At 38.7% G+C, this 14,968-nt stretch carries 16 protein-coding genes; 5 read left to right on the top strand and 11 right to left on the bottom strand.

Annotated features, from left to right (window positions below):
• Positions 1-7: 7 nt before the first annotated feature.
• The 3 genes from IGJ99_RS02975 to IGJ99_RS02965 are packed head-to-tail and all read right to left on the bottom strand — an operon-like array spanning position 8 to position 1,578.
• Entirely contained in the window at positions 8-700 is a 693-nt protein-coding gene (locus tag IGJ99_RS02975; protein WP_023519186.1) for a 5'-methylthioadenosine/adenosylhomocysteine nucleosidase, read from the bottom strand.
• Between the two features lie 17 nt (positions 701-717).
• Positions 718-1,002, bottom strand: a complete 285-nt coding sequence (gene macP / locus IGJ99_RS02970; RefSeq protein ID WP_010736198.1) for a cell wall synthase accessory phosphoprotein MacP — start codon at positions 1,000-1,002, stop codon at positions 718-720.
• A 12-nt stretch (positions 1,003-1,014) separates the two neighbouring features.
• On the bottom strand, positions 1,015-1,578 hold the full coding sequence (locus IGJ99_RS02965) for an NUDIX hydrolase (protein ID WP_010736199.1): 564 nt from the start codon (positions 1,576-1,578) through the stop codon (positions 1,015-1,017).
• Between the two features lie 217 nt (positions 1,579-1,795).
• Here IGJ99_RS02965 and IGJ99_RS02960 point away from each other — a divergent pair, with 217 nt between their 5' ends.
• Positions 1,796-2,458: a 5-bromo-4-chloroindolyl phosphate hydrolysis family protein gene (locus tag IGJ99_RS02960; protein ID WP_438747696.1), complete on the top strand. Its 663-nt coding sequence runs from the start codon at positions 1,796-1,798 to the stop codon at positions 2,456-2,458.
• 89 nt (positions 2,459-2,547) lie between these two features.
• Positions 2,548-3,747, top strand: a complete 1,200-nt coding sequence (locus tag IGJ99_RS02955) for a toxic anion resistance protein (protein WP_010736201.1) — start codon at positions 2,548-2,550, stop codon at positions 3,745-3,747.
• Between the two features lie 64 nt (positions 3,748-3,811).
• On the opposite strand, the gene IGJ99_RS02950 is transcribed toward IGJ99_RS02955, so the two are convergent.
• The 4 genes from IGJ99_RS02950 to sapR all read right to left on the bottom strand — a co-directional run bounded on the left by IGJ99_RS02950 (position 3,812) and on the right by sapR (position 8,150).
• Positions 3,812-5,191, bottom strand: a complete 1,380-nt coding sequence (locus tag IGJ99_RS02950; RefSeq protein WP_019724164.1) for an APC family permease — start codon at positions 5,189-5,191, stop codon at positions 3,812-3,814.
• A 43-nt stretch (positions 5,192-5,234) separates the two neighbouring features.
• A complete protein-coding gene (locus IGJ99_RS02945; RefSeq protein WP_019724165.1) occupies positions 5,235-6,101 on the bottom strand; it encodes a GRP family sugar transporter in 867 nt (288 codons plus the stop codon).
• Positions 6,102-6,432: 331 nt separating this feature from the next.
• Positions 6,433-7,458, bottom strand: a complete 1,026-nt coding sequence (gene sapS / locus IGJ99_RS02940) for a two-component system sensor histidine kinase SapS (RefSeq protein WP_010736205.1) — start codon at positions 7,456-7,458, stop codon at positions 6,433-6,435.
• Between the two features lie 17 nt (positions 7,459-7,475).
• A complete protein-coding gene (gene sapR / locus IGJ99_RS02935; protein ID WP_010736206.1) occupies positions 7,476-8,150 on the bottom strand; it encodes a two-component system response regulator SapR in 675 nt (224 codons plus the stop codon).
• 624 nt (positions 8,151-8,774) lie between these two features.
• On the opposite strand from sapR, the gene IGJ99_RS02930 reads away from it, so the two are divergent.
• Entirely contained in the window at positions 8,775-9,605 is an 831-nt protein-coding gene (locus tag IGJ99_RS02930; RefSeq protein WP_010736207.1) for a manganese catalase family protein, read from the top strand.
• Between the two features lie 50 nt (positions 9,606-9,655).
• On the opposite strand, the gene IGJ99_RS02925 is transcribed toward IGJ99_RS02930, so the two are convergent.
• The 3 genes from IGJ99_RS02925 to IGJ99_RS02915 all read right to left on the bottom strand — a co-directional run bounded on the left by IGJ99_RS02925 (position 9,656) and on the right by IGJ99_RS02915 (position 11,216).
• Positions 9,656-9,862: a hypothetical protein gene (locus tag IGJ99_RS02925; RefSeq protein WP_023519183.1), complete on the bottom strand. Its 207-nt coding sequence runs from the start codon at positions 9,860-9,862 to the stop codon at positions 9,656-9,658.
• Between the two features lie 190 nt (positions 9,863-10,052).
• A complete protein-coding gene (locus IGJ99_RS02920) occupies positions 10,053-10,508 on the bottom strand; it encodes an arginine repressor (RefSeq protein WP_010736209.1) in 456 nt (151 codons plus the stop codon).
• 57 nt (positions 10,509-10,565) lie between these two features.
• The gene (locus tag IGJ99_RS02915; protein WP_438770563.1) at positions 10,566-11,216 is read right to left on the bottom strand and encodes a GyrI-like domain-containing protein; all 651 of its coding nucleotides are present in this window, start codon (positions 11,214-11,216) and stop codon (positions 10,566-10,568) included.
• 209 nt (positions 11,217-11,425) lie between these two features.
• Here IGJ99_RS02915 and IGJ99_RS02910 point away from each other — a divergent pair, with 209 nt between their 5' ends.
• Complete coding sequence (locus IGJ99_RS02910) at positions 11,426-12,808, top strand: MFS transporter (protein ID WP_010736211.1); 1,383 nt, start codon at positions 11,426-11,428, stop codon at positions 12,806-12,808.
• Between the two features lie 178 nt (positions 12,809-12,986).
• The gene (locus IGJ99_RS02905) at positions 12,987-14,093 is read left to right on the top strand and encodes an NAD(P)/FAD-dependent oxidoreductase (protein WP_023519181.1); all 1,107 of its coding nucleotides are present in this window, start codon (positions 12,987-12,989) and stop codon (positions 14,091-14,093) included.
• Between the two features lie 64 nt (positions 14,094-14,157).
• On the opposite strand, the gene IGJ99_RS02900 is transcribed toward IGJ99_RS02905, so the two are convergent.
• Positions 14,158-14,766, bottom strand: coding sequence for a LysM peptidoglycan-binding domain-containing protein (locus IGJ99_RS02900; RefSeq protein WP_023519180.1), 609 nt, complete (start codon positions 14,764-14,766; stop codon positions 14,158-14,160).
• Positions 14,767-14,968: the final 202 nt, after the last annotated feature.

The following is a 14,968-nucleotide window of genomic DNA, read 5'->3' as shown; positions in this document are numbered from 1 at the left end:
TCACTCCTTATACAAGATGTTTGACAAATTCAATCACCATTTCAGCTGAACGTTTCCCTGCTTCTTCGATGAATTCGTCAAAGCTTTGTGTCGCTGAATGGTCCGCAGTATCACTCATTGCTCGCACGATCAAGAAAGGAATATTGAATTGTTGTGCCGTTTGACCGACTGCAGCCCCTTCCATCTCACAAGCAAGTGCTTCAGGGAAATTTCCTAAGATCTCTTGGACTTTGACTGGCGAATCAACAAATGTATCTCCTGTGACGATCAAGCCTTCTTTTACATTCAAGTTGGTTGCTTCTGCGGCTCTTTTCATTTCTGAACGTAAATACGTGCTTGCTTCATAATAAAGAGGCATACCTGGTAATTGTCCTGGCTTGTAACCGAACCCTGTAACATCTGCATCAAAATAGGCAACTTTGTCAGAGATCACTACATCCCCTACACGTAGACCTTCACCAATGCCACCAGCTGATCCTGTATTGATGACCATGTTTACACCATATTGTTGGATCAATAAGCTTGTTGTGATCGATGCTAAGACTTTCCCGATACCTGAACGTACAACGATGACTTCATGGTTGCCTAATGAACCTGAGATAAACAGAGCGCCTGCTCTTTCCCATGATAAGGGTTGTCCTAGTTGCTCTCTTAAAATTTTTACTTCTTCTTCCATTGCTCCGATGATTCCAATTTTCATTTAGTTGTTCCTTCTTTCTATATAAATGCAACTGCCAGAAAAACGATGGCTAACAATAAAATGACTATAACCAAGCCTTTCATCAAAACAGCATTCCATTTACGTGTTTTTTCTCGTTCGCCTGCTCTTGTTTTCGTGATTGGCTTATTTTTCTTTTGTTCTTTACGATAAAAACTCGCGATCTTTTTTTCTTCTTGTTTGTACGTAGCTTCCGCTTTTCTTTGTTTTTTTAATGATTCTTGTGCTTGTTCTTGCTGTCGTTTACGGATTTCGCTACGTGTGACTAGCGGTCCTTTGACCATCAATCGATCCCTCTACTTTCCTTTGTTCATTGATTCCCAGTATTGAATCGCATAAATCGTTTTTGCATCGCAAATGACTTGATCTGACATCGCTTGTTTTGCTTCTGCTAAAGTCAACGCATAAAGTTCCAATACTTCGTCCTCATCTTGTGCGAGAGGCTGTTCCACTTTTTCGATATTTACTGCATGATAGATATGCAGGAGTTCATTCGCAAATCCTGGTGACAAATACATAGAAGTCAAATGATCCAAACGCTCTGCGCGGTATCCAGTTTCTTCTTCTAATTCTCTAGCAGCAGTGATCTCAGGCGCTTGTTTTTCTCCTGGATCAATTTTACCAGCTGGTATTTCGAGGATCACTTTCTCTAAAGGTTTGCGGAATTGTTTGACTAATAGTAGACGATCCTTTTCATCAAAAGCAATGATTCCTACACCACCGGGGTGAAAGACTAATTCACGCTTCCCGATATTTCCATCTGGTAAGCGAACATCATCCACAGCGACATCAATGATCGCTCCATGATAAATTTCTTTTCGTTGGATCGTTTTCTCTTCAAACTGTTCATATTCAAGCATCTTTTCCCCTGCTTTCTTTTGTCCTATAATAACTACTTTTTTTGTTTTTTTCAATTTTCTTTTTGATTTCTTACTTAGTTTACCATATCCAAACCTTAGAAATTCTATAAACTCATAAAATCCACCTTTAGTCCGATACTAATTATTAAGAAGGTTGTGCTAAAATAAAGAAGTAGATGAGCAGAGTGGACAATGAATATACACGGAGGTTTTTAGGATGATTAAAAAGAATTGGAAATGGATCGTAGGTTTACTCTTAGTGATACTGTTCTTCAGTTATAGTGAAAATGATGTATCGATCATATCAATGATCTTGTTAATTGGCGCAGTTTTGCTGATTTGGGGGCTTTTTGGTTTTCGTAAAAAACCTAAGGACAAAACAGCTTTACCAAATCTATCTGACAAATTAGCGACCCATTATAGCGAAAACGGCATGACACCGAGTGAAATCTCTTTTTTTAGAGAAACGATGAATCAAACAAAAAATGAAATCGAACAACTAGAAAAAAATATGTACGAAACGGCAAAGCTTAAAGCGATCGATCTTCGTCACGAACCGGTAAAAGCAGCAAAAGGTTTGTTCAAAGAACTCGTAAAAGAACCCACTCGATTGCACGATGCGAGTCAGTTCCTTTACACCCACTTGCCAAACCTAGTGGATTTGACAAACAAATATATTGAGATCAATGAACACGAGATCAAAAACAAACAGACCTATCAAAAACTGGAAGAAAGTACCCAGATTATTGATCAACTTGCTTCATTAGTCGCGAAAGACTATCAAGATTTCGTTTCGGAAGATTTGGAAGATATCGATGTAGAGATATCTGTTGCGAAACAAAGCTTAAAGCGTGATAATAAAGATGTACCAGAAGAATAAGCACGTTTATTTCTTGGACTCGGAACACTTAGACATCGTCTGATTGTTTCGGGTACTTTTTCTAGCTTAATCGATAAGGAGGAATTTTAATGGAAAATAATCCACATGAACCAAAACACGAAGTAACCCCTGTAAATGATACTTTAGAAGATTTATTGAATAATCCTTTTTCGACACCCGTCGATAAATTGACTCAAACACAACAAAATGAAATCAATGCACTTCAAGAACAGCAAACTGCTGCTCGGCTGATTGATAAATTACCTGCTGAAAGACAAGAACAAGCCAAACAATTGGCTGAAAAAATCGATGTCACTGATTCTCAATCGGTCATCAGCTACGGTTCAGCTGCTCAAACAAAATTAGGTGAGTTCTCACAGTCGATGTTGAATCACGTGCAAGCACAAGATATCGGACCAGTCGGTGATTCATTGACTGAACTGATGTACCGCCTTCAAGAAGCAAATCCAGATGAATTACGTGCAGGAGAAGGAAATATTTTCCAACGCGTATTCGGTAAAGTCAAACAATCGATTTATGAAGTCACTGCCAAATACCAAAAAATCGGTGCGCAAATCGACAAGATCTCAGTCAAATTAGACAAAGAAAAAGATGGCCTATTAAAAGACAATCTGATGTTAGAACAACTTTATCAAAAAAATAAAGATTATTTTGATGCGTTGAACATTTATATCGCTGCTGGCGAATTAAAAATGGAAGAATTACAGACAAAGATCATTCCAGAAGCCATGCGAAAAGCAGAAGAAACAGGGGATCAAATGGATGTACAGATCGCCAATGATTATACACAGTTTCTTGATCGCCTAGACAAGCGCACTCATGATCTACGCTTAGCCAGACAGATCACGATCCAACAAGCGCCACAGATCCGTTTGATCCAAAATACAAACCAAGCATTGGCAGAAAAGATCCAAGCATCGATTGCTACAGCCATCCCATTATGGAAAAACCAAGTGGTTATCGCATTGACCTTGCTTCGACAAAAAGATGCAGTTACAGCACAACGACAAGTTTCTGAAACAACCAATGATTTATTGAAGAAAAACTCAGAAATGTTGAAAATCTCTGCCATCGAAACTGCTAAAGAAAATGAACGTGGCATCGTGGATATCGAAACATTGCAAACCACACAAAATGATTTGATCGAAACGATCCAAGAAACACTTCGTATCCAACAAGAAGGAAAAGAAAAACGTCGTCATGCAGAAGTCGAACTTGGCCATATGGAAGAAGACTTGAAACAAAAATTACTCGATTTAACGCAATAACAAATAGAATGAAAAAACCTTGTATCAGCAATGCTGCTTGATACAAGGTTTTTTGTTTATCTTTTTATTTTTCGGTATTCATCTTACTGTGTTTGTAACCATAGCCAAAGTAAATCACTAGGCCGATCACCATCGTAATCCCAAAGACTAACCAAGTCACCGCTTGTAAACGTGACATCAAGACTAGACAAGATAAGATCGAAATGATTGGTAAAATCGGTACCAATGGTACTTTGAACTCGCCTGCTTTTGGTTTGCCAAACATTTTACGTAATTTCAGTAAGCCTAGACTAACTAACATTAGATAAGCCAATGCCATGATGTTCGTCAACTCTGCCAAGATATTCAATGGGAAGAATCCTGCGAAGAATAATGCGGCGATACCTGCTGCATACGTCGCTTTCTTCGGTGTGCGATGTTTCTTGTCGATTTCTGTCATGAACTGTGGTAACAAGCCATCTTTACTTACTGCAAATAATAACCTAGCTAATGAATACATCATGGAGATCGTCACAGTCAATAAGGTCAAGATCGCGCCAACGGCGATGATCGCTCCTACTGTACCATGTCCTACATAACGCATCGCGAATGCCACAGGATCATTCACACCTAATTCTGTATAAGGCACGATCCCTGTTAAAATCAATGTCACGATGATGTACAACACGGTTGCGATCAAGATCGAGCCAATGATTCCACGTGGTACATCTTTTTGAGGATTTTTTACTTCCTCCGCAGCCATCGCTACCGCATCGAATCCTAAGAATGCGAAGAAAACTAATGCTGCGCCATCTAGGACACCTTCAAAGCCAAATGGTGTGAATGGTTGCCAATTCTCTGGTTTAACAAAAAAGATTCCTACAATAATAAATAATGCAATGATTCCAAATTTCACATAAACCATCATGTTGTTCAATCGTAACGCTTTCTTCGCTTCCAAAGAAACAATGTATGTGACGAAAATCACAACAAGCACCGCAATTAAGTCGATGTATGTACCATTGGCTGGATTATATCCACCTGTTAGCGCCGTTGGTAAGCCAAAACCAAGACTTTCAATAAACCCTTGTACATAACCGGACCAACCTGACGCAACGGATGAAACGGCCAATAAGAACTCACCGATCAATAACCATCCAGTCAACCAAGCGGCAAATTCACCGAATACGACGTATAGATACGCATATGGTCCGCCAATCACTGGTACCCGCGAAGCAAATTCTGCAAAGCTTAGACCAGATAAAATCACAACGATCGCTGCTAAAACAAACGATAATGATAGTGCCGGACCTGCATTTTGGTTTGCTGCCACTCCTGTTACGACAAATATACCTGTACCGATGATCGCGCCAATGCCAAGCATGATCAAATCGGATGTTTTTAGTTCTTTCTTCATCTCACTCGTATGATTGAGACTGATTTCTTTCTTACGAAACAAATCCATTAAATTCCCTCCCCCTGATTTTTGAGTATATAAAAAAACAGCTTTACGCTGTTTTCATATACCCTAAAAGGATACCACCAAAAATAACTAAAAGGCAACCTACAATTACAAATATAAGCTCTTTTTTTGTCTTTTTCTCCCCTAAGATAAAAATACCACCTAGAGTTGAAATGATGATCCCCATTTGAGAAAGAGAGAAACCGACTGCTAGTCCTAATGACTTAACGGTCAATAGCATACATACGTTACCGATTCCCCATAGCAATCCACTCGCCATATTTTTCCAAACATATTGATCAACTTTTACTTTTCGGAAAGCAAAGAAACTTGCCCCTAAGATCATACCGATACTTTGCGGTAAAATAATCGACATCGCATCTAAATTCGCCCAGTTGACGATAATCGTATAGACACCATAACCTAAAGTAGAATAGATCAATGCTCTGAATCCTTTACCAAAATCAAGCATTTTATTATCTGTATCGACTTTTCCTTCATCATCTTGTCGAGCAGTCAAATACGCACCGCTTACAAGAAGAATCAGCGCTAAAATACCATAAACGTAATCTTTTGTTTGTGTCCATTCATGGAAAAAGACAGCGCCCGCAATCGTATTCAAAATTAATTGAAAACCAGTGGATAACGGCAATCCTACAGATACTCCCATGAATTTCATCCCATGAAACTGCCCATTTTGTCCGACACTCCACGCTAGACCAGATAAAAATCCAATCAATGTGATCCATGGCGTGATCGTTGGATTAACGATGAAAAAAGCAACGAGTGAAAAAAGAAATGCACCGATCGTCATTCCTAATGTTTGTTGATTGGCATCGCCACCGATCTTTCCACTGACTAAACCAATACTTCCCCACGCGACCATTGGGACTAATGCGATTAATAATTCCATAAACATTCTCCTTCTTTTAAATGTCACATGTTATAGAACATATCAACGAAAACGTTAACAACACAAGAGTTATTTTTTATTTCTCACTTTTTTCTAACTTAACTTCCTTGACGATTCTATGAAGTTCAATCAGTCACTAATAAATCATAAACAAAATCAACCGTTACCTCGAAAATTCTTCTACTTTCGGGGCAACAGCTGATGTATAACTATATTAAAACTTTTCCAATCATCATCTAAGGTCAACACACTTCTATCACAACCAAATTAGACCATGTTCAACCGGTAGTTCCTTCAGAAATACGCGTGAACATGTCGCAATCCCATTTTTTTAGCGTTCTTCTTGGTAAAAACTCAAGATAGGGAAAAACAAAGACATAGTCGTCCCTTCTCCTTCGATCGAGTCAACAGTGAGAGAAATCCCTAATTTTTCCGCAAGATTTTTAGCGAGGTATAATCCTAGACCAGTAGAGTGGGTTTTGCTCAGACGGCCATTCGCCCCTGTAAAGCCTTTGTCAAAAATCCGTCCAACATCTTCTTTCGGTATACCGATGCCTGAATCTTTGACAGAAAATTTTACGCCTTTTGTCGTCTTCTCGATCAATAGTTTGATCTCGCCTTCATCCGGCGTATACTTAATGGCATTACTAAGAATCTGTTTGAAAATAAAAGCCACCCATTTGGAATCAGTCAAAATCGTTTGATCTTCACCTATCACTTCATAACGTATTTTCTTTTGGATAAAATAATTTGCTTGGCTACGAATGACGGGTTGGATGATACTCTTGATACTGTATTCTTGGATCAAGTAGTCTCTTGAAAAACTATCCAAGCGCGCATAATACAATACTTGTTCCACATACTCATCGATTTTAGACAACTCATTTTCTAACAATGTATATTTTTGATCATCGATATCAAACTCGATCGATCGTACTAATAATTCTGAAGCCGCTACGGGTACTTTGATTTCATGGACCCATGAGTCGATATAATCTTTTTGATCTTGCTGGTTCGTGATGGCTTCTTGCATCACTTCCTGATGTTCACGTATCAGTTGATTGATATAATCTTCTATCAACTTCTCTTCCTCTGTATGTCCACCATCTAAATAATTTTGCAAGGGAGAATTTTTTTGTAGATTTGCCAATTTTGCCCACCACCGACGTTTACTCAAGTAACAGACAAGTAAAAAAAAGATTAAGAAAACACCTTCGATCAATGTTAAGTAAGCAATCGTGGCCCAATCGACCGTTATATTAGGGGCTAACCACATCACAAAAATCGTCAATAAAATAAAAAATATCCAACCGACGATCAGCGACCATTGATCTTTCAAATACTTAAAAAAGTTCATAGTTGTATTTCATCCTTTCAGGGAACAATATACCCCTGGCCGACTTTTGTTTCGATATAATCGGTGATCCCTGCCTGTTCGATTTTACGACGTAAGCGATTGATGTTGACCGTCAGTGTATTGTCATCGACAAACCGTTCATCATCCCACAACGCACGCAACAATTTTTCACGAGTCAAAATTTTCCCGTGTTGCTTCATTAAAATAAACAACAAGCGATACTCATTCTTACTCAAATCGATCATTTCACCATTAATCTCCATACTGCCATTATCGACGTTTAACGTGATTCCATTATGGGTCATCATTTCACTCGACAACTCACCATAATTATATGAACGACGCAACAAAGCATTGATTTTAGCAATCAAGACATCGATTTGAAACGGCTTCGTCACAAAATCGTCTGCCCCCATGTTCATCGCCATGATCATGTCCATATTCGTATTACGACTTGAAATAAAAATGATTGGGACTTTGGAAATTTCTCGTATTTTCTGGCACCAATAATAACCATCAAACACTGGTAAATTGATATCTAAAAGAACAAGTTGTGGTTCTTCTTTCTCAAAATCAGCAAAAACCTGATTGAAATCTGACGTTCCATAGGTTTCAAATTGCCATTTCTCCAACTCTTCCATAATCAGCTGACGAATGATCTCTTCATCTTCCACTACCATAATTTTAGCCATGATATACCTCCGATGTTTTTCTTGTACTAACCATATCAAAGAAGCAAACATTCTACAAGTAACAATAGGTCGTGAAAGAAGCGATCAGCACTAAGGCATAAGCAAAAAAAAAGCGAAAATGGCTCTTTCATTTTTGATTTTTTTTTGCTTAGGACCGAAGTGTTGCTTCTTGAACACCGTTTATCAGGTCGTGAGAAAGCCGGTCAGCTCCAAGTATTAAGACGGAAATTGAGAAAATAGCTTCTCATATTTTTTCAATTTTTGACTTAATATCGTAGGAGTTGGCTTTCGAACACCGTGGATCAGGTCGTGACAAAAGCGTTTTGACCTGAGACTTAAAAACAATCGTTCTTTGATGTGACCAGCTCTTCTTTCTCGTTACTTACTTTCTGTTAACAAAAATGAGAATACAATTGGAAATTATCAATAGTTATCATTTATAAACAAAAATATTTCATTGAGCTATTCCTAATATTTTCTTTTAACGAAGTCATTCTCACAGAATAAAACATTGATAAATCAACATTTATAAAATAACTATAATATCTAGAGCGTTTTCTTTGAATTTTTTTCCATTACATATAACAATAGTAATGTATTAAAAAATGATTAGGAGGAGATTTGATGTTTAGACACCAAAAAGAATTACAGTTTGAGGCAAAACCAGATCGTCCGAATCCATTAATCGCAAAATATTTACAAGAATTGATTGGCGGACAGTATGGTGAAATGAGTGTAGCGATGCAATATCTTTTTCAAGGTTGGAGCTGTCGTGGAGAAGAAAAATATAAAGATATGCTGATGGACATTGCAACAGAAGAACTTGGACACGTTGAAATGTTAGCGACAATGGTTGCTCGCTTACTTGAAGATGCACCTGTTGAAGATCAAGAAGAAGCAATGAAAAAAGACCCAACGATTGGTGCGATCATTTCCGGCATGAATCCTCAACACGCTATTGTAGCTGGCTTAGGACCTCGTCCTGCGGATAGCGTTGGTAATCCTTGGAGTGGTGGTTATATTGTTGCTAGTGGAAATTTACTTGCTGATTTTCGTGCAAACTTAAACGCAGAATCTCAAGGAAGACTACAAGTGGCACGTATTTACGAAATGATCGATGATCGTGGCGTAAAAGACCTACTATCAGTTTTATTGGCTAGAGACAGTTATCATCAAAACCTTTGGGCAGCGGCTGTCAAAGAATTAGAAGAAACAGAAGGCGGTATTCTTGTTCCTACGACTTTCCCAAGAGAAGAAGAACGTAAAGATATTGCTTATGATTTCTATAACTTTTCAGAAGGTGACGAAAGTAGCGAAGGTTCTTGGGCAAAAGGTAAAGCTTTAGATGGTGAAGGGGAGTATCAATGGTTGGAAGAACCTAAGATCGAAGGCAAAGCACCTAAATTAAAACCGGTAACACCTAAAATGTACGGTACCCCTCCCAAAAAAAAATAAATGAAAATTAAAAACTGATGCCCTATATTAATGGGCATCAGTTTTTTCTATTATTCTATCAACAATATTCCGTCTTCGACGATCTTACCAAAAAATAGGAAAATACTACTGGTGAACAACAATGTCATGTTCACACCAAAATAGATCGCAATTTTTTCTAGGTAATTTTTGATTTCTTTTATTTTAATGTACATAAATGCCAAAAAATTGACGCCGTAAACTAAAATCGTCAGAAAAATGATCATGTTTGTCATCACTGGACTGCTCGCCCCTCTTTCACTGTATACTTGTTCAAATTGATTGGAGCTTTAGAATGATCCAGATTGTAAAGACACCCTTCCAATCATTACGTACCATTCTTGCAAGTCCAGTATCCATGGAATTTAGTACGATTTACACAACGTCAATATGTTTAGCGCTTCCATTGATCATTAGACTAAACGTGAGCTATTCTCTCATTTGCTCTAATTTTTCAGCGAAAGCCTGGGCTTCTTCTTCTGTGCGACAAATAATAATGAACGTATCAACGCCGGCAATCGTCGCAGCCACTTCTGGATAATCAACTTCATCTAACCAGTTTGTTACCACATCCGCACCATCTTTTTCTGTTAAGACAACAATCATGAATTGAATCCGTTGAATTCGTAATACTTCTCGTTTGACCGCACTTCGCAAGCGATCTTCCATCAAAGAATCCGCTTGTTGATTGAATAACGCATAGCGTATTTGTTTATTCTCATCTTGGATTTTCACAAGTTTCAACTCACGTATATCTCGTGAGATCGTTGCTTGCGTTGCATTGACCCCATTCATCTGCAAATGATTCAATAATTCCTCTTGCGTACCGATGGCATGCTCAGTAATCAATTGGCGAATCAATGATTGTCGTTGATTTTTTTTCATACAAAAAACACCTCTTCGTATCTATTATAGCAAAAAAACAGGGAATCTTTCTCTCTTTTAGTTGATGACTGACACTTCGACTGATTTGTCTTGTTCAACGGTTACTCGCAAAATCGTCTTTAATTTTTCTGGTGCCGTCCTTCTGGGATCACTCCTATAGATTTCTTTATGCTCTTTTGAAGTTCGGCGATAGCCTTTTTCCTTGAGAAATAAAGCCAACTTTTCAAATGTTTCTGGTTCATCGTCGTAGGAACCAATGTGTAAGATCTGTGCCACAAGGCCTTCTTCAATCGTCTTAAAAACGAGCTGACTCGCTAGGTCTTCTGGAATTTTGGTTTTGGCTCGTACTAACGCCTCTGCAGCAACTTGAGGAGTCACAAAATCCGGTTGCTTGATCATCAACTGATAAGAAAAATGCTCTTTTAACATCACTGGTTCGTTCAAAAATTTTTCTTGCAGTCCCCACTGACCTTCTAAAGGATACACAGTATAGGGGGAGTAATCAGGGATCAGCCAATCATTTTTAGGTGCCATTCGGATCGTATAGCTAACAGCATACAAACTACCTACACGACGCTTAAATTCTTCTCCATTTGGATCACCTATTCCGTTGATACAAAAAAAATTTTGAGCAGGGAGTGTGATCAATTGCGGTTTCTTTGACATACGATAACTAGGGTCGGTTTTTCTCCATTCGATTTTTTCCATAGGCCCTCCTTGTTTTCTTCTTCACTACTATCATAACTCTTTTACATTGGATTGGCTAATCTGGTTGACACTATTTTTAGACTTGTGCTAGAATAAGCCGAACGATAAATCGTACAGATAACACGCCTAGCGTGTCGAGAGAGAGGCGGTTTCTATTTTCGAATAGAAATCTCTCTCTTTTTTTACGAAATAATTTAGAGGTGAAAAACATGCAAAAACAAAAACAACTACAATTAATTCCTGCTGTACTTGCCACAGGGATCATGTCATTTGCAGGTGTTTTGATCGAAACCGCAATGAACGTGACCTTCCCAACGCTGATTCAGGAATTTCAAATCAGTACCTCCCAAGTACAATGGGTAACAACCATTTACTTATTAATGATTGCGATCATTGTGCCACTTTCAACTTATCTGACAAAAAACTTTAGCCTGCGTACTCTTTTCTTGAGTTCCAATTTACTATTTATTGCTGGTTTATTGGTCGATTACTTTTCCCCTACCTTCTTGTTACTGCTTTTAGGACGGGTACTCCAAGGTGCTGCGACAGGGATAGCCTTGCCATTGATGTTTCACATCATCTTGACTTTTGCTCCTATGGGAAAAAGAGGAACGATGATGGGTCTTGGTACTTTAACAACCGCCATTGCACCAGCGATTGGTCCTACGTATGGTGGGATCTTAACTGCTAATTTCTCATGGAGTCATATTTTTATCTTTCTATTGCCAGTGTTACTCCTTTCACTTGGGATTGGCTTATACGCGATTCCTAAATTTAAGGTGGAAAAATCTGGTCGCTTAGATTTACTCAGCGTCCTTGGTATTAGTCTGATGTTCAGTGGAAGCTTAACTTTTCTAAGCATGTTCAGAGACTGGATTGGCTGGGCATCCTTAGTCATCGCCATTTTAGGATTCATCCTTTTCTATCAACGAACAAAAAAAGCCGATCATCCGTTGATCCGACTTGAAATTTTTAAAAACCATACGTTTCGCTTATTCTTATTTAGCTTTTTAGTTTATCAATTTTTATTACTTGGTGTTTCTTTTGTCCTACCGAACTTTGTCCAAATCGTCCAAGGGAACAATGCCTTTGTCGCAGGTTTAGCTATGCTTCCAGGTGCAACGATTGGTGCCCTGTTATCACCTTTTTCAGGAAAGCTACTCGACCAACATGGACCTAAAAAACCAATTTTCATCGGTCTCTTGTTTTCACTTGTTGGCTGGACTACCCTTGTCCTGATCTTAGGTCATGCATCATTAGGTTTTTTGATTGCCTGTCATTTCTTCTATATGATCGGTATTGGTTTGTCTTATAGCAATATGATGACTACTGGAATGAATGCTTTATCGATGGAATTACAAGGTGATGGCAACGCCGTATTCAATACGTTGCAACAATTTTCTGGCGCTGTCGCTACTACGTTGGTGGCTGTGATCATCAACTTTTTCCAAGATCATCGTTCAGATAGTTATGAAGCAGCAACAACGTTAGGATCAAAAGTTGCTTTAAGTGTCCTACTTGGCTTGTTGATCATTAGTTTGATCCTATTTATCCGCTATATGGTGCAAAAACCTAAGCAAATACAAAATTAATAGATAAGGAGGTGTGAGAGAATGAAGCTCACTCCTCCTTGTTTTTTTTGTCTCTAACTTTATCAATAATCAGTTTTCACCATACAATCGTTCGGATGAAATAGAAAAAAATCCTTGGATAAAATATTGTATCTCTAATGATTCTATGAGATGGTAGATAAGTAAAGGAGGTTTTTCTATGGAAAAAATTGCTATTATCGGTGGTGGCATCATCGGTATGACATTAGCCAACTATTTAGACACCTCTAAATTTGAGGTGACCTTATTTGATGCAAAAGAAGGACAAGCTACTCGCGCTAGTGCAGGCATCATCTCGCCTTGGCTTTCAAAAAGACGAAATAAACAGTGGTATCAGTTAGCAAAAGATGGTGCGGCTTTTTTCCCAAAACTAATCCAGGATCTATCACTTGATGATTCCATCTATAAACAATCCGGCACACTGATTTTTCGCCAAAAAGAAGCTTTGGAAGATCTTGCTGCACTTGCCGAACAACGAAAGAAAGACGCACCTGAAATCGGCGATATTTCGCTGTTACAAGCTGAAGAAACAGCCAAAGTTCTCCCATTGCTAAAACCAACACCTGCTTTATTTGTGACTGGAGGGGGACGTTTAGACGGTCATGCCTATCTATCTCACCTTGCCACACGCTTGGAGAAACAAATGGTCAAAGTAATCTCTGAACGTGTCCAGTTACGCAAAGAAACCGCACACTGGGTCATCTCTGGTACTTTTGGACAACTTGACTTTGACCGAGTCATTCTAGCGCCTGGCCCTTCATTGAAGCCGTTACTGGAGCAGATTGGCTTTCATGCTGATATTCGTCCACAAAAAGGACAGCTGATCGTTTTTCAAACACCTTATGCGAACAGCCAAGAATGGCCTGTTGCCATGTTAGAAGGGGAAGCCGATTTTATCCCATTCAACGATGGGACTATACTAGTTGGCGCAACCCATGAAAATGATGCGGGTTGGGATTTGGTTCCTACCGAATCTGCTTATCAGCAATTGATAAAAAGTACAGTACCATTTTTAGCTGAACCCGATCAACTTGCTACATGGAAACACACCATGCGAGTAGGCACACGGGCGTACACCTCCGATTTTGCGCCGTTCTTTGCACCTGTTCCAGATGAACCAAGCTTGATCGCCGCAAGTGGCTTAGGCTCCTCTGGTTTGACTACTGGCCCTTATATCGGCTATTTGATTGCAGAGTATCTCAACACAGGCATTTGGCGAGGCGACCATTATCAAAAATCAATCGATACGTACCTTTCAAGATTATAAAAGAAGTAAAAAAAGAGGCCTACTTGCGTAGCCCTCTTTTTTGGATTCATGATTGATGGTTATCTTAGTACCAACCGTTTGCTAACCAGAATGCTTTTGCAGCATCCCATGAACCATAGCGTCCAGCAACGTATTCTTCTACAACACGTTCTTGGTTCGCTGGTGAGTAGTCACCGTTCAAATATGCTGAATCTAATTGGTAACGTCCGATGTAACGGCCGTTTGTTGCAGTGTAAGAACCACCTGATTCTTTTTGTGCAATCCATTCTTTCGCAGAGTTGCTGTTTGTTGTTACAGTAGTTGTAGCTGGTGCTACTTCAACTGTTTCAACAGGCGCAACGTATGTATATTCTTGCGCTGGTGTTTCTGTTACTACAGGAGTTTCTACTTTTTCAGTTGTTGGTGCTACTTCTGTTGTTTTTACTGATGAAGCGTCAGTTGGAATTGTTAATTCTTCACCAACGAAAATGCGGTTGATATCGTCAATCGAATTTTGCTCTGCAATAGCTTTGATCAGTGAATTGTCACCTGCAAATTTTTGTGAGATTTTAGATAATGAATCTCCAGCTTTTACTGTATAGACTTCATCTGCATGAGCAGTAGTCCCTACAAACATTGCAGTTGCTCCAGCGGCAACAGTTGTCCCCAAAACGATCTTTTTAATTGAATTCATAGTAAGCTCCTTTTTTTCTCTTTGATTTGTTTCAACGTCACTAACTTTATCATCTAGAAATATTTCATAGGTGAAAGAATTATGACATTTAATGACAAAATCGTCACATTTTTAATATTTGTAATATTTGATTTTCCGAAAAACTAGGACTAAAGTCGTAGAAGCTTTATAAATCAACGTTGGAATCGTTTTTCAATCCTTT

This window comes from Enterococcus sp. AZ095b, assembly GCF_051714725.1.
Classification (GTDB): domain Bacteria; phylum Bacillota; class Bacilli; order Lactobacillales; family Enterococcaceae; genus Enterococcus_B; species Enterococcus_B pernyi.
This window is presented reverse-complemented; position numbering and strand designations above follow the sequence as displayed.